The sequence below is a fragment of the Actinoplanes sp. NPDC024001 genome, assembly GCF_040638955.1.
Lineage (GTDB): Bacteria > Actinomycetota > Actinomycetes > Mycobacteriales > Micromonosporaceae > Actinoplanes.
In genome coordinates, this window is record NZ_JBEZZB010000142.1 from 1 (window position 1) to 18,637 (window position 18,637).

An 18,637-nucleotide genomic window follows, 5' to 3' on the forward strand; every position below is an offset into this window, starting at 1 on the left:
GGGATCGGCGCCGGAGGGCGGCCCAGCGCGGCCAGGGCCTGCCGGGCGCAGCGCCGCGCGGTGACGAACTCACCGCGCCGGGTGGCGACGGCCTGCTCGACGTACGCCTCCTCGCCCGGGAAGGGCCGCTCGTGTGGAAGGTCCTCGAACGCCTCCACCACGACGACCGAGGCCGGCAACAGCTTCTCGATCAAACCGGACCGTCCCGCTGGTCGGTGCGCACCGTCAGCGGACGGCCATGCCGGTCGCCGACGGTGAGCAGAGAGGTCGTCAACGTGACCATCATGCGACAGTCGGCGGGCGTCCAACTGTGCGACCCGCGGTGCCCGATTCCGGGTACGGTGTTCCGCGTGTCCACAATGGCAGCATCCGGGCTGCCGGACCGGATTCGTGACGATGCGTGACCGCGGTGATCAGAGCGGCGTCACGGTCGAGCAGGTTGACCTTATTCGGGGTGGGCGGGGCCGGAAGCGTGCCCATCGGACGACATCGGAGAGAGATGACCAACACTCGGGCGCTTGCTGCCCTTGCCGCGATCATGGTGCTGTCGGCCACCGGATGCTCGAACTCGGACGCCCCGGTAGCGCCGGTGGCACCGGTGCAGGCCACCGGTAACCAGGCCCCGGGCGCTCCCGCCGCGTCGGGAGTGATCGATCCCCGGCTCGCGACGATGGCCCTCGACCAGGCGACCGGACGCCCGGCCGCCAGCGAGAAGGACGTCACCTTCCACTTCGACCAGTACTGCGCCTATCTGTCGGGACCGCAGAAGGAGCGGACCGCGCTCGTCTGGCCAGCCGACAACGCCTGGATCGACAAGTCGAGCCCGGACACCATCGAGCTGCGCGAGTCCGACAGCGGCAAGGTCACCTCGGTGACCGATGAGAAGAAGGTCAGCCTCAGCGGCGTCGACGTCACCGGGATCACCTCGTACGTCAAGGCGCCGCATGAGTCCTGCTCGGACGACAAGGTCATGCTGGTGCTGAAGATCGGCTGACGACGCCACCGGCCCGCCCCGGCGCCTGCCCGGCCCGCACCTCGACGGTGCGGGCCGGGACCAGCGCGGGGCGCCCGGCCGTCAGGTGCGGAACGGGCCGGTGATGCAGTACGTGATCCCGCCGGAGGACGAGCCGGACGTGCCGCGCTGCGAGGAGAAGTACAGCCGGTTGCCGGCCGGGGTGAACGCCGGGCCGCACAGCTCCGACGAGCCCTGCCCGGTCACCCGCAGGAACACCGAGATCTTGTCGTCCGGGCTGATCAGGCAGATCTCCATGTTGCCGCCGTCCTCGGCGACGTAGAGGTCACCGAACGACGAGCTGGTCACGTTGTCCACCCCGGTCAGCGGCGCGGATCCGGGGCTGACCAGGTTGTCGTCGTACGCCAGCTCGTAGGTGTTGGTGGTCAGATTGACCTGCCACACCCGGTTGTCGCCCTTGGTGGTGAACCAGACCGTGTCGTTGGCGTAATGGCAGCCCTCGCCGCCGTTGAACGACTTGGACCCGGAGACCTGGTAACGGGTCGCGGTCGGGGAGCCGTCCGGATCGGGCACGTTCTGCCAGGTGAACGAGCCGGAGGTCGCGGTGCCGGCCTTGAACACCTGCAGCGTGCCGGCCGACAGGTTGCCCCAGGAGGTGGGCACGAACCGGTAGAACCTGCCGTCCGTCTCGTCCTCGGTCAGGTAGATCACCCTGCGGACCGGGTCGGCCGCGGCGGCCTCGTGCTTGAACCGGCCCATCGCCGGGCGGACCACGGCGGTGCCACCGAGCGGGTACGTCTCCCACACCTGGCCCCGGCTGATCTCCTCGCAGGACAGCCAGGTGTTCCACGGGGTCTTGCCGCCCGCGCAGTTCTGGTTGGTTCCGGACAGGATCCGCGAGGCGCCGGTGACGGTGCCGTTCGCGTCGAACAGGATCCGCGACGCCCCGCCGCCGGCGGACGCGCTCGTCTCCGAGTTCGACACGTAGATCCAGCCGCTGCCGTTCGGGATGACCGCGCCGCCGTCCGGGGCGTCGTGCCAGACGTACGAGGTGCCCGGCACCACCTGCCGCGACCGGGCGATGACCTTGCTGGTGAAGCCGGCCGGCAGCTGGATGCCGTTGGCGTCGGCGGCCTGCAGCGGGCCGTACGGCCCGGTCGCATTCTGGGCCGGTGCGGCGTACGCGGACGACCATGCGGTGAAGGGCAGGGCCAGACCGCCCGCGCCGGCCACCGTGGCGCGCAGCAGTGATCGCCGATCCATGAAACCTCCTGGAGTCCCGTTCGGGGTGTGGAGGTTTCAGCAAGCCCGGCGTTGCTGTCCGGCGGCGAAGCGCGCGGTGAACGACGCTATAAATCGCCGCATATCAATGATGCTCGGGCGGTTTCGCTCGGGTCCGCGATCCCGGGGCGGGAACGGCATATGTTGCTGCGATGGCGTACGACTTCGAGGCGGAGAGCCGCGAGCTGATCACCAACGGCCTGCCGGACCGGCCGGTGTCGCTGAGCCGCCGCCGGCGTTTCGCCCCGCTGGCCGTGGACGTCGACGGTGATGTCGCGGCCGCTCGATTCGTGCGCCGCGGCGTGGCCTGTTTCTGGGACGAGACGCACATCCTGGTGCGCGACGGACAGGCGACGTGGCGCTACCGGGGTGGCGGCGGCTCGAGTTCGGGCGAACCCTGGTCTCGCGTGGCGTTCCTGCGGCTGCGCGCCGACCTGGCCCCGGGCTGGATCGTGCCGATGGGCGGCGCGTCGGTCCGCGACCAGGCACACCGCCCGGCGTGGATCCGCACCGCCGAGCTGCTCGCCGGAGCGGACGTGGCGACGGTCGTGGTCGACGGCCGCCGGCGGCTGCCGGTTCCGGACCACGGCTGCCTGGTCGTGGTGTGGTCCGCGCGCCGGCCGCCGGCTGTCTCCGCCCGCGACGCGGGGGACCGGGAGCTGTCGGCCGTCCGGCTCTCGCCGCGATGACGGCCGCCGGCACACTCAACTTCGACGCCCGGTGGCCGATGGTCCGATCGTGATCAGTGAGCCGCAGCCGCCGGCCGACTCGGTGTCGCGAGCGTGGTCCGGTATCGCCCGGACCCGCCGGGTGGTGTCGTCGGCGGTCGTCGTGCTGACCGTGAGCATGCTGCTGTCGATGGGCTCCTACTTCTGGGATTGGTCGGACGTCATTCTCGACGGCGACGTTCCGGAGCGTGACGAGTGGCTGGCGCTGGCCGGTGGGCTGTGGCTGCCGGTCGTCGCGGTGACCGCGGTGCGGCTGGTGCGGGTCCACCGGGCGCTGGCCGATACCGCGCAGGAGGCGGTGGACGCGTTCCGCGACACCGTCGCCACCGCGCCCGGCTGGGTGTGGCGCGTCGACGCCGACAACCGGATCGTGTTCTCCAGCCCGGGTGTCCGGGAGCTGCTCGGCTACGAACCGCACGAGGTCATCGGCCGTGACGCGCTCGACCTGCTGGTCCTCGACGAGGACCGGGCCGAGGTGCTCGCGGGCATCGAGCAGAGCCGGTTGACCGACGGCTGGCGCGACTGGCAGACCCGGGTCAAGCACCGTGACGGTGGCATCCGGTACGTGCGTTCCAGCGCCATCCCGGTGCGGGGCAAGCGTGGAACCGTCCTCACCTATCAGGGTTTCACCGTCGACGTCACCGCCGAGGTGGCCGCGGCCGTTGCCGAGCAGGCCGAGCGGGCGCGCCGCAGTGCGGCCCGCATGCACGTGGAGCAGGTGCTGCGGGATCCGGCAGCCCTGCAGATCCACTTCCAGCCGATCATGGAGATCGACGGTTCCCGGATCGTCGGTGTGGAGGCGCTGTCGCGGTTCTCCGCCGAGCCCTACCGTCCGCCCGACGCGTGGTTCGCCGAGGCGTGGCAGGCCGGGCTCGGCCCCGACCTGGAACTGCACGCGATCGCTCTGGCTGTCGGGCAGCTGCCGTGCCTGCCGGACGGGGCGTACCTGTCGGTGAACGCCGACCCGCAGACCGTGCTCGACGACCGGTTCGCCGGCCTGCTCGCCGGGCTCGGGCCGGCCGCTGCCCGGATCGTGGTGGAGGTGACCGAACACGCCGCGGTCAGCGACTACGAGACGCTCGCGCTGGCGGTGCAGCGGCTCAAGCGCATCGGTGTCCGGCTCGCCGTCGACGACGCCGGCGCCGGTTACGCCTCCATGCAGCACATCCTGCGGCTGCGTCCCGACATCATCAAGCTCGACCGGGGGATCGTCGCTGGCATCGACCATGACGTCGCCCGCCAGGCGCTGGTCACCGCGATGGCCGGCTTCGCCGCGTCGCTCACCATGACCGTCGTCGCCGAGGGCGTCGAGACCGCAGCCGAGCTGGCCGTTCTCGCCCGCGCCGGGGTCGGCACCGCGCAGGGCTACCACCTGGCCCGGCCGGCGCCCGCGTCCGAGCTGAGGTCGCCGGCGCCGGTTGCCGATGCGGCAGTTCGCTGAGCGGCCACCGGTGCGCGGCGACCGCTCAGCGGGAGCACCGAATCAGCTGCGGGCGTGCCGTGCGGCCCAGTCGAGGGCGTAGTCGGCGACGGCCTCCCATCCCGGTTCCGCGCAGGTCCAGTGCGAGCGCTCGGGGAACTCGTGATAGTCCGTGATCGTGCCGGGCGCCTTGTAGTGGGCGGCGTTGGACCGGTTCACCGACGGCGGCATGATGTGGTCCTTGCCGCCGGCGATGAACAGCAGCGGCGCCCGATCGGTGTTGTGGAAGTCGACCCAGGTCTCCTGCTTGCCGGGTTTGAAGTTGGCGATCAGGCCGTAGGACCAGACCCAGCTGCCGGGCGCCGGGATCGCGTACCGGTCGTAGGCGGCGCGGGCCTGCTCGGGTCCCAGCGTGTTGGTGAACGCGTAGTGGAACTGCTCGGGCGTGAACCCGGCCGCCTGGTGCCGCTTCGCCGGGTTGTTGAGGATCGGGAAGAGCGACTTGAGCTGCGACGGCGGGGTCACGTGGATGCCTTCCGGCGGCGCCGAGTCGATCACCACGCCGGCCGCGCCGTGCCCGCGGTCCAACAGCAGCTGCGTCAGCGTGCCGCCGAAGGAGTGACCGATCAGGATCGGCTTCTCCGGCAGATCCGTGATGATCTTCTCGAGGTGCGCCACCGTCTCCGGGACGGTCAGCGAGGCGATCACGGACGGGTCGGCCCGCAGCGCCTCCACCTCGACCTCGAAGCCGGGGTAGGCGGGTGCGATCACCCGGTGGCCCCGCGCGGTCAGGTACGGGATCCACTGCTCCCAGCTGCGCGGCGTGACCCAGAGACCGTGGATCAGAACGATCGTGCTCATGCGGAGTATCCGTTCAGGAACGCGAGCAGGTCGTCGCCGAGCTGCTGCTTGTGGGTGTCGGTGATGCCGTGCGGTGCGCCCGGGTAGACGATCAGCTCGGCGCCCTTGACCAGCGCGGCCGACGCCTTGCCGCCGACCTCGAAGGGCACGACCTGGTCGTCGTCGCCGTGGATCACCAGCGTGGGCACGTCGAACGCGGCGAGGTCGTCGCGGAAGTCGGTGGCCGAGAACGCGGCGATCGACTCGTAGGCGTTGCGGTGCCCGGCGGCCATCGACTGCAGCCAGAACGCGTCCCGGATGCCCTGCGCGACGTCGGTGCCGGGCCGGTTGTTGCCGAAGAACGGGCCGTCGGCGAGGTCGCGGTAGAGCTGCGAGCGGTCCTTCAGCGAGCCGGCCCGGATGCCGTCGAACACCTCGATCGGGACGCCGGCCGGGTTGTCGTCGCGGCGCACCATCAGCGGCGGGACGGCCGAGACTAGGACGGCCTGCGCGACCCGTGCGGTGCCGTGCCGCCCGATGTAGCGGGTGATCTCCCCGCCGCCGGTCGAGAAGCCGACCAGGGTCACCTCGCGAAGATCAAGGGCGTCGATCAACGACGCGAGATCGTCAGCGTACGTGTCCATCTCGTTGCCGTGCCAGGTCTGCGTCGAGCGCCCGTGCCCGCGCCGGTCGTGCGCGATGACCCGGTAGCCGTTCTCGGCCAGGAACAGCTGCTGCGCCTCCCAGCTGTCGGCGTTGAGCGGCCATCCGTGGCTGAGCACGACCGGCCGGCCGGCGCCCCAGTCCTTGTAGAAGATCTGGGTGCCGTCGGAGGTGGTCACGAAGCTCATCGGGGGTCCTTCCAGGGAGAGATCAAGAACAAGAACCTTCCTCGGGTACGGGCGATGCCGTACTCCGATGCAACCAGCGGTGACCGGGGGAGCCCAGGCGGGACGACCGGCAGAACTTGTGCCCCTCAGCTGCCCAGCGTGGCCAGCACCGAGCGGGCCTGCATCTCCAGGGTGGTGTGGACGGTGCCCTCGGCGAGCGCGACGGCCCGGGTCAGCTCGGCGCGGGCCCGCTCGGTCGCGCCCTGCGGCGTGCACGAGTCCCCGGGCGAGATGGAGGTGGCTCAGCGGGCCTGGCCCGCCGAACCGGGCGGCCGGCGGCGCCGCGTGCTCGATCTCCCCGAGCGCGTCCGCCCAGCGTTGCAGGCACGCCAGGGTGTAGGCGGCCGCGGCCCGGCTGGTCGCGGTCGCGGCCAGCGCCGGACGGGGCGCGACCGGGCGCAGTCGCACCTCGCGCAGCACGGCACGGTAGGCGTCCAGGGCCTCCTCGTGCCGCTCGAGCCCGCTCAGCGTGAGCCCGATCGCGGTGAGCAACTGCAGGTAGCCGTCGTGGTCCCCGGCCCGGTCGACCGGTTCCCGTGCCTGCTGATAGGCGTGCAGCGCGTCCTCCAGCCGGCCGCTGCACCGGGCGGCCAGCCCCGCGTACTGCAGCGCCCAGGCCTGTTCCTTGGCGTCGCCGAGCGCCACCGCGAGCCGGTGCGCCGCCCACGCCGACGCCCAGCCCTCGTCGAAGCGGCGGGCACAGGCCGACGCCGCCCAGGCGAAGTAGTTGAGGTGCACGATCTCCAGGTGGCGGTCGCCGAGGCGGGCGGCGGCGTCGCGGGAGCGGCGGTAGACCTCGTACCAGCCCGGCCAGACCAGCATCGTGTCGGAGAACCAGTGCAGTGCCTCGGCCACATCGACGACGAGGCGGTCGTCGGTCACGATCCGCAGCGCGCCCAGCCAGTTCTCCGCCTCGGCCTGCAGCCAGGCCCCGGCCTCCTCCAGCGTGGCCAGCGGCACCGGCCCGGACCAGCCGTCGGGCAGCGACCCGTAGCCGGGCTCGAACCAGCGGCCCGCGACGATCGTGGTCGCGAGCAGCCAGCGCGCCATCCGCTCGCGGGTCGCCGCGCGGGCGCCGGCCGGCTCCTCCAGGGCGAGCCGTTCCCTGGCGAAGAGGCGGATCAGGTCGTGGAAGCGGTACCGGTCGGCGCCCACGTGCTGCAGCAGTCCCAGCTCGACCAGTTCGTCCAGCCGGTCCGCGGCGTCGTCCGGCTCGGCGCCGGTCAGCACGGCCGCCAGCGGTGCGGTGAAGTCGAGGCCGGGCACGTGCGCGAGCCGGCGGAACAGCGCCCGCCCTTCGCCGGAGAGCTGGGCGTGCGACAGCGCGAACGCCGCGGCCACCCCGAGGTCGCCGGTGTGCAGGTTCGCGAGCCGCCGGTCCGCGTCGGCGAGCCGGGCCACCAGGTGGCCGACCGTCCACCCGGCGCGGTTCGCCAGCCGGGTGCCGGCGATCCGCAGCGCGAGCGGCAGATGACCGCACAGCCGGGACACCGTCGCCACGTCGTCGTCGGCGGCCGGGTCCGCGGCCTGCCCGGCGATGGCCCGCAGCAGCGCCGCCGACTCGTCCGCGTCCAGCGGCGACATCCCGATGCGCAGCACACCCTCCAGACCGCCGAGCATCCGCCGGCTGGTCACCAGGACCAGGCTGGGCCCGGCGCCGGGCAGCAACGGCCGCAGCTGCGCCTCGTCGGCCGCGTTGTCGAGCACGAGCAGGCAGGCCTGGTCGCGCAGGGTGGCGCGCAACTGGCTGCACCGGTCGTCGTGGGAGTCGGCGATGCGGCGCGGGTTCACGTCCAGCGCCCGCAGCAGCCGTGCGGCGATCTCGCCGGGCGCCGGCGGCTCCGGATCCACCCCACGCAGATCCACATGCAGGTGACGGCCCGGGTACGCGTCCGCCAGCTGTTCGGCCGCGTGCACCGCGAACGCGGTCTTGCCGATGCCGGGCTGCCCGTGAATCAGCACCACGGGGGCGGGTGCCTGTCCGCGTACCCCATGGTTTCTGGCCGCGTGCCCACGGACCAGCGCGAGTTCGCGGGCGCGGCCGACGAAATCGGTGACCGGGCGCGGCGGCTCGCACAGCCGCGGCCGGGCCGCGGCCTGATGCCGGCGCAACGCGCCGGCGTCCTCCTCCAGCCGGCGCAGCTCGCCGGCGGTCATGCCCAGTGCCGCGGCGAGCGCCGCGAGAGTGCGCGGCTGCGGCGCCCGGATGTGGCCGCGTTCCAGGTCGCTGATCGCCCGGACGCTCACGCCGGACGCCTCGGCCAGTTGTTCCATGGTCAGTCCGGCGTGGTGCCGGGATCGGCGAAGGCGTTCCCCCAGAGGCATGTCCTGAACCTAGGAAGCCGAGTAGCCCGCTCGCGTACGTCAGACTATGTAATCCGCAATGCCCGGGCCAGCTCGGCGCGGGACCGGATGCCCAGCTTCGGGTAGATCCGCGACAGGTGCGTGCTGACCGTGCGCGGTGACAGGAACAGCCGCTCGCCGATCTGCTGGTTGCTCAGGCCCTCGGCGGCCAGCCGGGCGATCCGGGTCTCCTGCGGCGTCAGCTCCGGCGCGGCCCCCGCCGGGCGGCGCAGCGACTCGCCGGAGGCGCGCAGTTCGTCGCGGGAGCGGTCCGCCCACGCCGTCGCGCCGAGCGCGTCGAACGTGGCGGCGGCCGCGCGCAGCAGCGGCCGCGAATCGGCGGGACGCCGGCGCCGGCGCAGCCACGAGCCGTACGCGTGCTGGCGCCGTGCCTGCTCGAACGACCAGCCGGTCAGCTCCTCGCCGACCGCCTTGTCCCACGCCTCGGCGCTGTCGGCGAGCACCGCGTGCGCGTATCTGAGACCGGCCAGCAGCGCGGGGGAGTGTGACTGTTCGGCGAGCGGGGCGAGCTGCTCGACGACGCGCCGCAGCTCACCGAGCGCGCCGCAGGCGGCCGCCGCCTCGGCCAGGTGCCCCACGAAGAAGAACCCGGTGTAGAGGTGGAACGCGTCGTCGGCCGGGTGGAAGACGCGCCGCAACTCGGCGAACGCCTCCGCCGGGCGCCCGCCGGCCAGGGCTGCGAGTCCGCGGATCTGCCGCACCCCGGCGAGCAGCGGGTTGCGGCCCAGCGGCAGCAGCGCCGCCTCGGTCGCGGCTGCCCGTTCCTCGGCCGCGACCAGGTCACCGCGCAGAGCCAGTGCCGCGCCGGTGGCGGTCCAGGCGGTCGGCAGCCAGTTGCGGTCACCGTTGTCGCGGGCGAATGCCTCCGCCTCGGGCAGCAGGGCCAGCGCGGTGCGCGCGTCACCGAGATAGCCGGCGTGCGACGCGTGCAGGATCTGCGCCCGGTAGAGCACGCCGAGCCGGTTCTGGGCGCGCAGGCCGATCGCGGCGCCGGCCAGGAACTCGGTGGACATCGGCAGGTCGCCGGTCGCTCCCGCGCCGAGGCCGAGCTGATACGTCGTGTAGGGGTCGGTGGTGCCGGCCACCAGCAGCTCCCGCATCCGGCGCCGGCACCGGTCACCCCGGCCGACCGGATCGATCAGCGCGAGGTACGCGGTGAGCAGCGGATCGTCCGACGCTGCCGTCGCCGCGTCGATCGCCGTCACGAGCCGGTCGATGACGGCCGGGTCCGGCTCGGAGAAGAACGTGCGCAGCGCGACGGTGTCGAGCAGGCGCACCACCCGGTCGGTGTCACCCGCGGCCACCTGCGCGTCGATCGCGTCCGCCAGGCTGATCAGCCGGTCACCGCCGGACCAGCGGCTGCCGTGGTAGACCTCGATGAGGAACTCGTAGACCGCCCGGTCGCCGGGGCTCAGCTCGTGCGGCCGGATCTCCTCCAGCAGCCGGCTGTTCGCCGTGTTGTCGCCCTGCTCCGATGCCATGTCGACGGCGGCGAGCAGCCGGTGTCCGCGTGCGGCCGGATCCTCGCTGAGCCGGGCCGCCCGCTCGAACGCCGTCTGGGCGATCGCGGCGGCTTGCCGGTGCCGGGCCCGCGTCGCCGTCGCGGTGAGCTCGCGGGCGAGCAGCTCGTCCGGCCCGTCCGCGGCCGCCGCCCGGTGCCACACGCTGCGCTCCGGGTCGCCGGCCAGCACCCGGGCCAGCGCCGCGTGCGCCTGGCGGCGTTGCGCCGAGGTCGCCGACTGGGCGAGCGCCGAGCGCAGCAGTGGATGCCGGAACCGCACACGGAACTGGTCGTCGATGTGCACCAGACGGGTCGCCACGGCCGGGTCGGCGTCCTCGGCGTGGACCGGTCCCGGCTCGATGTGACGGCAGGCGCGGACCACCTCGTCCAGGTCGTCGCCGTCGTCGACGGCCGCGACCAGCAGCAGCGAACGCGTCACCGGCGGCAGTTCGGCGACCAGGCCGGAGAACGTCCGCTCCAGGCGTTCGCTCAGCGGCACCCGGTTGGGCAGCAGCGCCGAGCCGCCGGAGCGGGCCGCCGCCTCGCCGAGTTCCACGAGCCCGAGCGGGTTGCCCTGCGCTGCCTCCAGCACCGCGACCGCGAGCAGGGGGTTGAGGTGCGGCGCCACCCGGTCGAGCAGCGCCCGCGCGTCACCGGGCTCCAGCGGCTCCAGCCGGATCTCCGGCAGGCCGGCGCGGGCGAGCCGCCGGTTCACGTCCGGCCCGTCGCGCGCCGTCAGCACCATCGCCGCCCGCTGCGCCCCGAGTCGCCGCGCCGCGAAGGCGAGCGCCTCCCAGCTGCTCTCGTCGAGCCACTGCAGGTCCTCGACCGTGATCAGCACCGGGGTGCTCACGTGGGTGAGCAGGTCGAGCAGCGCCTCGCCGGCCCGGTAGGGGAGCGTGTCCGGCGAGCCGAGGATCTCCACCGCGCTGCCGGACAGGTCGGGGGCGGCGCGCAGAAGCCGGTGCAGGCTCGCGTACGGGATGTGCACCTCCGCCTGGACGCCCGCGGTCTGCAGGACTTGATGGTCGCGGGCCGTGGCGGTGGTGATGGCGTGGGTGAGCAGGGTGGACTTGCCGATGCCGGCCTCACCGCGGATCACCAGCGCGCCGTTGTCGCCGGCGCTGTCCAGCAGAGCCGCCAGGCGGCGCGTCTCCGATCGGCGGCCGATGATCACGAGATCATTCTAGGGAGCGGCTGGTGAGGATCGTCCGCAGGCGTGTGCGGGGCCGGCGGCCCTCTTGACCACCGCCTTACTGCTTTACTATGTTCCTAGCAAAGCAGTAAGGGGCTCCCGTGTTCGTCTTCCGGCTCGACACCCATTCCGGCGTGCCGCCGTACCTGCAACTCGTCCAGCAGGTCCGACAGGCGGTGCTGCTGGGCTTCCTTCAGCCCGGTGACCGCCTCCCGCTCATCCGCGAGGTGGTCGAGGACCTGGCGATCAACCCGAACACCGTCGCCAAGGCGTACCGGCAGATGGAGCAGGAGAACCTGGTCACCGGCCGGCCCGGCCAGGGCACGTTCGTCAACGAGCAGCAGTCGGCCGCGATGTCGGCGTCGACGTACACGTCGCTGCGCCGCGGCCTGGCGACCTGGCTGCGCCGCGCCTACGCGGCCGGCCTCGACGAGCAGGCGGTCGACGCGCTTTTCACTTCCGTCCACCAGCAGACGAGGAATGAGGACGTGGCGTGACAGCGACCGAGTTCGCGCTGCGCACCGACGGTGTGGGCAAGCGGTACCGGAAGGGCTGGGCGCTGCGCGACTGCACCCTGAACCTGCCGGCGGGCGGCGTGATCGCCCTGGTCGGGCCGAACGGCGCGGGCAAGACCACGCTGCTGCGCCTGGCCGTCGGACTGCTGGCGCCGAGCACCGGCACGGTGGAGGTCCTCGGCCAGGACGTCACCGCCAGCACCCCGCAAACCCTGTCCCGGGTCGGGTTCCTGGCTCAGGACCACCCGCTGTACAAGCGCTTCACCGTCGCCGAGATGCTCCGCTTCGGGCGGGCCTGCAACCTGCGGTTCGACCAGCAGCTGGCCGAACGCCGGCTGGCGAAGCTGGGCATCCCGCTCGACCGCCGGGCCGGCACGCTGTCCGGCGGGCAGCAGGCCCAGGTCGCGCTGGCTCTGGCCCTGGCGAAGCGGCCGGACCTGCTCGTTCTCGACGAGCCGGTGGCCAGCCTCGACCCGCTGGCGCGGCACGAGTTCATGCAGGTCCTCATGGGTGCGGTGGCCGAGGGCGGGGTGACCGTCCTGTTCTCCTCCCACGTCGTGCACGAGCTGGAGCGCGTCTGCGACCACCTGGTGGTGCTCAACCACGGCCGGGTCACGCTCACCGGTGACATCGACACGCTCCTCGCCGAGCACCGGCTGCTCGTCGGCCCGCGCACGGCCCACGACCTCGACCGGGCCGGCACCGTCGTGGAGGCCGTCCACAGCGACCGGCACACGACCCTGCTGGTGCGTGACGGCGCGCTCCCGGCGGCGCCCGGGTGGCAGGCCCAGCCGGTCGCGCTGGAGGAGCTGGTGCTGGCGTACCTGCGCCCGTCGGGGGTGGCGGCATGACCGCCCGCACCGAGTGGCAGGCACGCGAGTTGCGCACGCAGGGCGCGGGGGAGGACCGGAAGGGCATGCGAAAGGGCGGCACAGCATGACGTGGTTGATCTGGCGCCAGCACCGGGCCGAGGTCGGCGTCCTGGGTCTGCTCGTCGGCCTGTTCGGCATCGCCCTGCTCGTGCTCGGGACGCAGGCCCACGACCTGTTCCCCGGTGGTCCCGCCCGGTGTGCGGGAGAGGCCGGCGTCAGCGAGGCCTGCGCGGCCTCCTTCCGCCGGCTCGACGAGGAGTACGGGTACGTCGAGAACCTGCTGGCGGCCTTCTACCTGGTCCCCGTCGTCATCGGTGCGTTCCTCGGTGCGCCGCTGCTCGCGCGCGAACTGGAGGACGGCACCTGGCAGCTCGCCTGGACCCAGGCCGTGCCGCGGCTGCGCTGGCTGGCGGCCAAGCTCGCGGCCCTGGCCGGCGTCACCGTCATCCTCACCGCGCTGTTCACCGCGGTGCTCACCTGGTTCCGTCAGCCGTTCGACGCGTGGGAGGGCCGGTTCCAGTACGACGCCTTCGACCTGGAGGGACTGGTCCCGGTGGCGTACGCGCTGTTCGCGTTCGGTGTCGCCACCGCCGCCGGGGCGCTCCTGCGGCGCAGCCTGCCCGCGTTCGGCGTCGCGTTCGGGGCGTTCCTCGCCGCCCGGATGGCGGTGGGGCTGCTGGCCCGTCCCGCGTATGCCACGCCGCTCACCGCCACCGAGCCGGTCCCGGTCGGCGGCTCGACCAACCAGGCGGGGAACGGGCCCGTGCCCAGCGTCGCCGACTGGACGATCGAACGCGGCTACGCGGACGCCGCCGGGCGCAGGCTGAGCTTGACCGAGTACTACGAACTGGAGGACGCCGCCAACCGGGCCGGCACCAACCTTAACCAGTTCCTGCACGCGCGGGGCATCCAGCAGTTCGGGGTCTACCACCCGGCCGACCGGTTCTGGACGTTCCAGCTCATCGAGGCGGCCCTGTTCGTCGCCGTCGCGGCGGTCCTGATCGGTGTGGTGGTGTGGCGGGTGCGGCGCCGTCTGATCTAGGACCAGGTTCGGGCCGCTGCGCACCTTCGCCGCCGCCCGCCACGCCGACGACCGGCTGTCGATCGCCTCGCGAGACGACACCGAGAATGCCTGATCGACCAGCCCGCTGCCGCCATCGACGAGGGCATTGCAGCAGCTCCAGAACTGACGGGAGCGATGGCGCAACGCCGCAAAGCACACCATGCCCTGGTCCACGAGATGATCGCCCAAGGCGCCGGCGGACCTGCCCGGCATCAACCGATACCTCAACGGCGTGAAGTCCGACCTGGCCGCGGTCACTGGCGCAGCGCCGCCCGGTCAGCGGAGGGCGGCGGCGATCGCTTCCGCCGGGGTCGTCGTCGGCCGTCCGATCAGGCGCCGCAAGTCGCCAGAGTCGGTGAACATTTCGTCGTGGCTCATGGCGCGGTCGGCGTCCGCAAGGACCTGCGCCAGCTCGGCGGGCACGCCCGCGTCGACCAGCACCTGGGCGAACTCGTCGACCGGCAGATCGGTGTAGCCGATCCGCTTGCCCGTCGCGGCCGAGATTGCCGCGGCCAGGTGCGTCAGGGTGAAGGCCTCATCGCCGCCCAGCTCGTACGCCTTGCCGTCGTGGCCTTCGGTAGTCAGCACGACCGCGGCGGCGTCGGCGTAGTCAGCTCGGGTCGCAGCGCTGATCCTGCCCTGGCCGACGGCCCCGACGAGCGCTCCGCCCTGCAGTACCTGCGGGAGCTGGTCGGTGTAGTTCTCCAGGTACCAGCCGTTGCGCAGCATCACGCTGGGGAGGCGCTCGCGCAAGTACTCCTCCGTGGCCCGGTGGGTGGGAGAAAGACTGGTGGTGGACGTGTCCGCGTGCAGCATGCTCGTGAACGCGACCAGCGACGCGCCCGCCACCACCGCGGCGTCGATGGCGCGGCGGTGGTTGGCGACGCGCTCGCTCGGGGTCGTGGTGGAGATCAGCAGAAGCTTGTCCACGCCCTCGAAGGCTGCGGGCAGGCTGTCGGACTCCGCGAAGTCGGCCCGGCGGACCTCGACACCGCGGTCGGCGAAGTCCTTGATCCTGCTGATGTCACGGCTGGTCGCGACGATCTCGGAGGCCGGCACCCCACGGGTCAGCAGCGCTTCGACGGTGAGCCGGCCCAGATTTCCGGAGGCTGCAGTGACAACGATCGACATGGCGGTTACACCTTTCTGCCGCGGGCCTTCCGCGACGTGAACCCACGATGACCTGGTCGCTCTCCTTTGGTAAGGGCGAACTTTCGGGTAAGGTGCCCACCTGGGCGAAAGGATCCAGGTGAGGTTTGTGGCGACGGTCCGGGAAGTGAGCGAGTCCACACCATCGTGGGACCCGTATACGCGGGGCTGCCCCTCGCGTGACGTGCTCGACCAGATCGGCAGCAAATGGGCTGTCCTGGTGATGGGCGAGCTCGGCAGGCATGGGGCGCGTCGGTTCACGCAGCTGCGGCAGCAGCTCGGGGGGATCAGCGAGAAGATGCTCACCCAGACGCTGCGCACGCTCGAACGCGACGGGCTGATCCTGCGGATGGTGTATCCGGAGGCCCCGATCCGTGTGGAGTACGAGCTGACGCCGCTCGGCCAGACCCTGCGCGGTCCCCTGAAGGCGCTCACGGAGTGGTCAACGCAGCACATCGAGGAAGTTGTCGACGCCCGCAGGAAGTACGACGAGCGCACCAGAAAATAGCGGGCGCCTCCGGAGAAGCGGGGTGATCTCGCCGGGACCCGGCCGGCTGTGGTGGCCGGAGCCAGCCACCCGGTCGGGCCGTGCCTTTTCAGGAGGGCATGGCGTCGCGGGCCTTCGCGTTGTCGACGAACCGCTGGAAGCGGCCATCAGCGCTGCGCACCCCTGCGGAGCAACTCCGAGACGTACGCCGCCAGGCTGCTCAGGGTCTGCCGGCCGCCCTCGATCGCGTGGTATTTCGCGACCGCGTCGTCACGCAGTTGCCGGGTGGGGAACACCGTGCGCATCACGATCCGGGTCGTCGCGCCGTCGGGCTCGAAGGTCAGGACCGTCGTGAAGGCGTTCGGATCGTCGCGGGACTCGCCGTGCAGCAGCGCGATCCGCTCCGGCGCGACGATCTCGGTCCAGGTGATCCACTCCGGGTAGTCGGTGCCGTCCGGCCCGTGCATCACGAAGTCCCACACGCCGTCCAGGCGGAACTCGAAGGACCGCGTGGTGGTGGTGAATCCCTCCGGGCCCCACCAGTGCGACAGGTGCCGGACCTCGGTGAACGCCTCGAACACCAGCTCGCGCGGGGCGTCGATGCTCCGGGAGATCACGATCTCCCGGTCGGCGGTCGACGGCTGCGCCCGCGCTGCCTGCTGTGCGTCTGCCATCTCTTACTCCCCTTGCCGTGTCTGCTTGAGGTCCTGCACGTAGGAGTCCAGCCGGTCGAAACTCCCGGCCCAGAACTGCTCGAACCCGCCGACCCACTCGTGGATGGGCCGCAGCCCGCGGGCGTCGAGGCCGTAGAGGCGCTGCTTGCCCACCCCGCGGACCCGCACCAGTCCCACCTCGCGGAGCACCCGCAGATGCTTGGACGCCCGCGGCGCGCTCATCCCGAGCTGCTGGGCCAGGTCGGTCACCGGCCACTCGCCGCCGCGCAGCAGCGCCAGGATGTCCCGGCGCTGCGGCTCGGCGATCGCGTTGAACGCGTCCGACGTCGTCGCTGCTCGTGCCATGGCAGAAACTTTATTTTCCCATATGGGAAAACGTCAAGCCGGACGTCCGTCAGAGGCAGAGACCGTGTCCGTACGGGAACAGCGGGTCCTCCGTGTCGTTCGGGACGTCCTCGCGTGACGCCTCGACCGCGGCCATCGACGACGGCAGCTCGAACGGCAGGGTCCCGGTGGCGGGGGAGCGGCCGAAGAGCACGTCTACACCGCGCAGCCCTCGGCGAGCGGCAGCACGGAGGAGGCGAGGACGACGACCGAGCGGCGCTGGGCGTCCAGCCCGGCGGAGCGGAAGGCAGCCCGGCCGGCGACCTCGGCGGCCTGCTCCGGGTCGACGAGGCGGCGCTCGTCGAAGAGCCCGAGCCGGAACTTGTCGCGCAGGATTCGGCGCGCCGAGACGTCGATGCCGGCCTCGGTGATCCGGCCCTGCTCGACCAGGTCGACGATCAGCTCCGGGCAGTGCTCGCCGCCGAGCTGGTCGGCGCCCGCCTCGAGGATGCGCAGCACGCGGGTGTGCCGGTCGAGCTGTTCGACGCCCCACGCGCGGGCGGCCATCGGCTCGCCCATGATCTCGGCGTCGGTGACCAGTCCCCAGTCGGGTGCAGACCACGCCGCTTCTGCGGCCGGCGAGGATGCCTGTCTACCTTCATGGCCCCGCAGCGATTCGGCGCGGTCCTGGAGGAGCACGGCCCGCCGACCGAGACCACCCTGCGCATGGCGGCCGCCGGGCGCAGGCCGGCACAGCGCGCCCTGTACGACGCCGGCCGCATGATCGGCCGCGCCGTGGCGGTGCTCTGCGACGTGCTCAACCCGGCCGTGGTGGTGGTCGTCGGCGGCCGCTTCACCGAACCCGGCCCGTACGTCGTCGAAGGGGTCACCGAGGCGCTGCGGCGCCATGGCGCGCCCAGCGCGGCCACCGGCCTGACCGTGGCCCGCGCCGAGCTCGGCGCCGACGCGGAAACGCTCGGGGCGATCGAGTCGCTGCTCGTCGACCGGTGACTACACCTCGGGCACCCGCCGGCGCAGCAGGCAGAACTCGTTGCCCTCGGGGTCGGCGAGCACATGCCACGACTCGGCGCCGGTCTGCCCGATGTCGGCGCTGCGAGCGCCGGCCGCGAACAACCGCTCCAGCTCGTCGGCCTGGTCGCGGTCGGTGGCGTTCACATCGATGTGCAGCCGCAACTTGCCGGCCTTGGGCTCGTCGCTGCGGTTGAAGACGAGCGTGGGTTGCGGACCGCCGAAACCGGCGCCGGGTGGCCCGATCTCTATGCTGTCGCCGTCGCGCTGCAGCTCGACATAGCCCAGCACCTCGCACCAGAAGCGCGCCAGCAGTTCAGGATCGTGCGCGTCGAGGACCAGTTCGGTGATGCGAGCTGCCACGCGATCACCATAACGGCAGGCCGGTCGACATGGCGCCGCGTGCTCCGTCGCACCCGCGCCTGGTTCGATCGGTGGCTCGAATCCGGCGCGTCCCCCACGCGAGCAGTTGACACGCTGCTGGCCGCCCGTGATGCTGGCGAAAAATACTCCTGGGAAGGGACCACCGGCCGCTGACATGTCGGACTTCCAATTACAGACCGCTACGGAACGAGGCAGGACGGTGGTGTCCGTGGCGGGCGAGTGTGACCTGCGCAGCCGCGACGAGTTGACCTCCGCGCTGCACACCGCGGTCGAGTCTGCGCCTCTGGTGATCGTGGACCTCTCGGCGGTGCGGTTCCTGGACTCCAGTGGCCTGCACGCACTCGTCTCCGCCCATCAGGCGGCACGCCGGCAGGCCGGCAATCTGCACGTGGTCAACGCTCGGGGCACCGTCGCGACCGTCCTGGAGATCACCGGCGTCATCGACCTGCTGCGACCACCCGGCGAAGCTGACGGTTCCCGCGCCCACACGCCCGAGGGCTCATGGTGAACGAGCCGTACGTCGCACCGCCGCACAGCGAGGCCGCCGCCTACCATGATCCGGCCGACCTGCCGACGGTTCGCACCTTCGTGTACGCCCATGCGCTGAAAGCCGGGCTGACCACGGAACGGGCCGGGTGCCTGACGCTGGCCGTCAGCGAGCTGGTGACGAACACCCTGCAGCACACCAGCGGTGGCGGCGAGGTCCGGATCTGGACTGACGGCGGGCGGCTGCACTGCGACGTCATCGACGGCGGCCCGCTGCGCGCCTTCGGTCGCACGATGCCGGCTGCGGACGCGGTGGGCGGGCGTGGCCTGGCCATCGTCGAACGCCTCTGCGACGAGGTCCGTGCGATCGCCGTCGACGGCGGCACCGTCGTACGCATGGCCTTCGTGATCGACCCGGAGCCGACCGCGACCCCGTCATGACCGGCGGGTCATGCGATGGGG

Annotated in this window: 20 protein-coding genes and 2 pseudogenes; 10 read left to right on the forward strand and 12 right to left on the reverse strand. The window is 72.2% G+C overall.

From position 1 onward, the window contains the following. Window positions 1–194 (reverse strand): annotated as a pseudogene (locus AB0F81_RS38525) (4'-phosphopantetheinyl transferase); the annotation flags it as partial. Between the two features lie 305 nt (window positions 195–499). Here AB0F81_RS38525 and AB0F81_RS38530 point away from each other — a divergent pair. After that, window positions 500–994, forward strand: a complete 495-nt coding sequence (locus AB0F81_RS38530) for a hypothetical protein (RefSeq protein ID WP_360205995.1) — start codon at window positions 500–502, stop codon at window positions 992–994. Window positions 995–1,075: 81 nt separating this feature from the next. Here AB0F81_RS38530 and AB0F81_RS38535 read toward each other — a convergent pair whose 3' ends face one another. After that, window positions 1,076–2,236: an alkaline phosphatase PhoX gene (locus AB0F81_RS38535; RefSeq protein WP_360205998.1), complete on the reverse strand. Its 1,161-nt coding sequence runs from the start codon at window positions 2,234–2,236 to the stop codon at window positions 1,076–1,078. Window positions 2,237–2,406: 170 nt separating this feature from the next. Here AB0F81_RS38535 and AB0F81_RS38540 point away from each other — a divergent pair, with 170 nt between their 5' ends. Together AB0F81_RS38540 and AB0F81_RS38545 are read left to right on the forward strand one after the other, a co-directional pair. After that, window positions 2,407–2,943 (forward strand): hypothetical protein, encoded by a 537-nt coding sequence (locus AB0F81_RS38540; protein ID WP_360206001.1) that lies wholly within the window; start codon window positions 2,407–2,409, stop codon window positions 2,941–2,943. Between the two features lie 49 nt (window positions 2,944–2,992). After that, window positions 2,993–4,423, forward strand: coding sequence for an EAL domain-containing protein (locus AB0F81_RS38545; protein ID WP_360206004.1), 1,431 nt, complete (start codon window positions 2,993–2,995; stop codon window positions 4,421–4,423). Between the two features lie 42 nt (window positions 4,424–4,465). On the opposite strand, the gene AB0F81_RS38550 is transcribed toward AB0F81_RS38545, so the two are convergent. The 4 genes and pseudogenes from AB0F81_RS38550 to AB0F81_RS38565 all read right to left on the reverse strand — a co-directional run bounded on the left by AB0F81_RS38550 (window position 4,466) and on the right by AB0F81_RS38565 (window position 11,174). Further along, a complete protein-coding gene (locus AB0F81_RS38550) occupies window positions 4,466–5,263 on the reverse strand; it encodes an alpha/beta fold hydrolase (RefSeq protein WP_360206007.1) in 798 nt (265 codons plus the stop codon). After that, window positions 5,260–6,093 (reverse strand): alpha/beta hydrolase, encoded by an 834-nt coding sequence (locus AB0F81_RS38555; RefSeq protein WP_360206065.1) that lies wholly within the window; start codon window positions 6,091–6,093, stop codon window positions 5,260–5,262. Before AB0F81_RS38555 ends, AB0F81_RS38550 begins: the two co-directional genes overlap by 4 nt. A 1,524-nt stretch (window positions 6,094–7,617) precedes the next feature. Then, window positions 7,618–8,457: pseudogene (locus tag AB0F81_RS38560) on the reverse strand (helix-turn-helix domain-containing protein); the annotation flags it as partial. A 44-nt stretch (window positions 8,458–8,501) separates the two neighbouring features. Next, window positions 8,502–11,174, reverse strand: coding sequence for an AAA family ATPase (locus AB0F81_RS38565; protein WP_360206009.1), 2,673 nt, complete (start codon window positions 11,172–11,174; stop codon window positions 8,502–8,504). A gap of 119 nt (window positions 11,175–11,293) precedes the next feature. Here AB0F81_RS38565 and AB0F81_RS38570 point away from each other — a divergent pair, with 119 nt between their 5' ends. The 3 genes from AB0F81_RS38570 (at window position 11,294) to AB0F81_RS38580 (ending at window position 13,621) form a co-directional block, all read left to right on the forward strand. Next, entirely contained in the window at window positions 11,294–11,689 is a 396-nt protein-coding gene (locus tag AB0F81_RS38570; protein WP_046568276.1) for a GntR family transcriptional regulator, read from the forward strand. Beyond that, complete coding sequence (locus AB0F81_RS38575) at window positions 11,686–12,558, forward strand: ABC transporter ATP-binding protein (protein ID WP_360206014.1); 873 nt, start codon at window positions 11,686–11,688, stop codon at window positions 12,556–12,558. The genes AB0F81_RS38570 and AB0F81_RS38575 overlap by 4 nt, the downstream gene beginning before the upstream one ends. Before the next feature lie 85 nt (window positions 12,559–12,643). Then, window positions 12,644–13,621 (forward strand): ABC transporter permease subunit, encoded by a 978-nt coding sequence (locus AB0F81_RS38580; RefSeq protein ID WP_360206017.1) that lies wholly within the window; start codon window positions 12,644–12,646, stop codon window positions 13,619–13,621. Window positions 13,622–13,918: 297 nt separating this feature from the next. On the opposite strand, the gene AB0F81_RS38585 is transcribed toward AB0F81_RS38580, so the two are convergent. Continuing rightward, window positions 13,919–14,773 carry an SDR family oxidoreductase gene (locus tag AB0F81_RS38585; RefSeq protein WP_360206019.1) on the reverse strand — a complete coding sequence of 285 codons (855 nt, stop codon included), beginning with the start codon at window positions 14,771–14,773 and terminating at the stop codon, window positions 13,919–13,921. 202 nt (window positions 14,774–14,975) lie between these two features. Between AB0F81_RS38585 and AB0F81_RS38590 the strand changes: the two genes are divergently transcribed. Further along, window positions 14,976–15,299, forward strand: a complete 324-nt coding sequence (locus AB0F81_RS38590) for a helix-turn-helix domain-containing protein (RefSeq protein ID WP_360206021.1) — start codon at window positions 14,976–14,978, stop codon at window positions 15,297–15,299. A 146-nt stretch (window positions 15,300–15,445) separates the two neighbouring features. Here AB0F81_RS38590 and AB0F81_RS38595 read toward each other — a convergent pair whose 3' ends face one another. Genes AB0F81_RS38595 through AB0F81_RS38610 form a run of 4 tightly spaced genes read right to left on the reverse strand, consistent with a single transcriptional unit; the run spans window position 15,446 to window position 16,855 of the window. Beyond that, window positions 15,446–15,952, reverse strand: a complete 507-nt coding sequence (locus AB0F81_RS38595; RefSeq protein WP_360206023.1) for an SRPBCC family protein — start codon at window positions 15,950–15,952, stop codon at window positions 15,446–15,448. A gap of 3 nt (window positions 15,953–15,955) precedes the next feature. Continuing rightward, the gene (locus AB0F81_RS38600) at window positions 15,956–16,297 is read right to left on the reverse strand and encodes a metalloregulator ArsR/SmtB family transcription factor (RefSeq protein WP_360206025.1); all 342 of its coding nucleotides are present in this window, start codon (window positions 16,295–16,297) and stop codon (window positions 15,956–15,958) included. 49 nt (window positions 16,298–16,346) lie between these two features. Beyond that, on the reverse strand, window positions 16,347–16,490 hold the full coding sequence (locus AB0F81_RS38605) for a hypothetical protein (protein ID WP_360206028.1): 144 nt from the start codon (window positions 16,488–16,490) through the stop codon (window positions 16,347–16,349). Between the two features lie 2 nt (window positions 16,491–16,492). Then, window positions 16,493–16,855 (reverse strand): hypothetical protein, encoded by a 363-nt coding sequence (locus tag AB0F81_RS38610; RefSeq protein ID WP_360206068.1) that lies wholly within the window; start codon window positions 16,853–16,855, stop codon window positions 16,493–16,495. On the opposite strand from AB0F81_RS38610, the gene AB0F81_RS38615 reads away from it, so the two are divergent. Then, on the forward strand, window positions 16,802–17,287 hold the full coding sequence (locus AB0F81_RS38615) for an ROK family protein (RefSeq protein WP_360206031.1): 486 nt from the start codon (window positions 16,802–16,804) through the stop codon (window positions 17,285–17,287). The genes AB0F81_RS38610 and AB0F81_RS38615 overlap by 54 nt on opposite strands. Here the strand turns inward: AB0F81_RS38615 and AB0F81_RS38620 are convergent, their stop codons facing one another. Next, the gene (locus AB0F81_RS38620) at window positions 17,288–17,668 is read right to left on the reverse strand and encodes a VOC family protein (protein ID WP_360206034.1); all 381 of its coding nucleotides are present in this window, start codon (window positions 17,666–17,668) and stop codon (window positions 17,288–17,290) included. Window positions 17,669–17,843: 175 nt separating this feature from the next. On the opposite strand from AB0F81_RS38620, the gene AB0F81_RS38625 reads away from it, so the two are divergent. Both AB0F81_RS38625 and AB0F81_RS38630 read left to right on the forward strand, forming a co-directional pair. Next, a complete protein-coding gene (locus tag AB0F81_RS38625; RefSeq protein WP_360206037.1) occupies window positions 17,844–18,197 on the forward strand; it encodes an STAS domain-containing protein in 354 nt (117 codons plus the stop codon). Then, window positions 18,191–18,616 carry an ATP-binding protein gene (locus AB0F81_RS38630; RefSeq protein ID WP_360206040.1) on the forward strand — a complete coding sequence of 142 codons (426 nt, stop codon included), beginning with the start codon at window positions 18,191–18,193 and terminating at the stop codon, window positions 18,614–18,616. The genes AB0F81_RS38625 and AB0F81_RS38630 overlap by 7 nt, the downstream gene beginning before the upstream one ends. Window positions 18,617–18,637: the final 21 nt, after the last annotated feature.

Coding starts and splice junctions, on each gene's coding strand:
- AB0F81_RS38530 (WP_360205995.1), top strand. CDS start 500: ATGACCAACACTCGGGCGCTTGCTGCCCTTGCCGCGATCATGGTGCTG.
- AB0F81_RS38535 (WP_360205998.1), bottom strand. CDS start 2,236: ATGGATCGGCGATCACTGCTGCGCGCCACGGTGGCCGGCGCGGGCGGT.
- AB0F81_RS38540 (WP_360206001.1), top strand. CDS start 2,407: ATGGCGTACGACTTCGAGGCGGAGAGCCGCGAGCTGATCACCAACGGC.
- AB0F81_RS38550 (WP_360206007.1), bottom strand. CDS start 5,263: ATGAGCACGATCGTTCTGATCCACGGTCTCTGGGTCACGCCGCGCAGC.
- AB0F81_RS38555 (WP_360206065.1), bottom strand. CDS start 6,093: ATGAGCTTCGTGACCACCTCCGACGGCACCCAGATCTTCTACAAGGAC.
- AB0F81_RS38580 (WP_360206017.1), top strand. CDS start 12,644: ATGACGTGGTTGATCTGGCGCCAGCACCGGGCCGAGGTCGGCGTCCTG.
- AB0F81_RS38585 (WP_360206019.1), bottom strand. CDS start 14,773: ATGTCGATCGTTGTCACTGCAGCCTCCGGAAATCTGGGCCGGCTCACC.
- AB0F81_RS38595 (WP_360206023.1), bottom strand. CDS start 15,952: ATGGCAGACGCACAGCAGGCAGCGCGGGCGCAGCCGTCGACCGCCGAC.
- AB0F81_RS38600 (WP_360206025.1), bottom strand. CDS start 16,297: ATGGCACGAGCAGCGACGACGTCGGACGCGTTCAACGCGATCGCCGAG.
- AB0F81_RS38610 (WP_360206068.1), bottom strand. CDS start 16,855: ATGGGCGAGCCGATGGCCGCCCGCGCGTGGGGCGTCGAACAGCTCGAC.
- AB0F81_RS38625 (WP_360206037.1), top strand. CDS start 17,844: ATGTCGGACTTCCAATTACAGACCGCTACGGAACGAGGCAGGACGGTG.
- AB0F81_RS38630 (WP_360206040.1), top strand. CDS start 18,191: ATGGTGAACGAGCCGTACGTCGCACCGCCGCACAGCGAGGCCGCCGCC.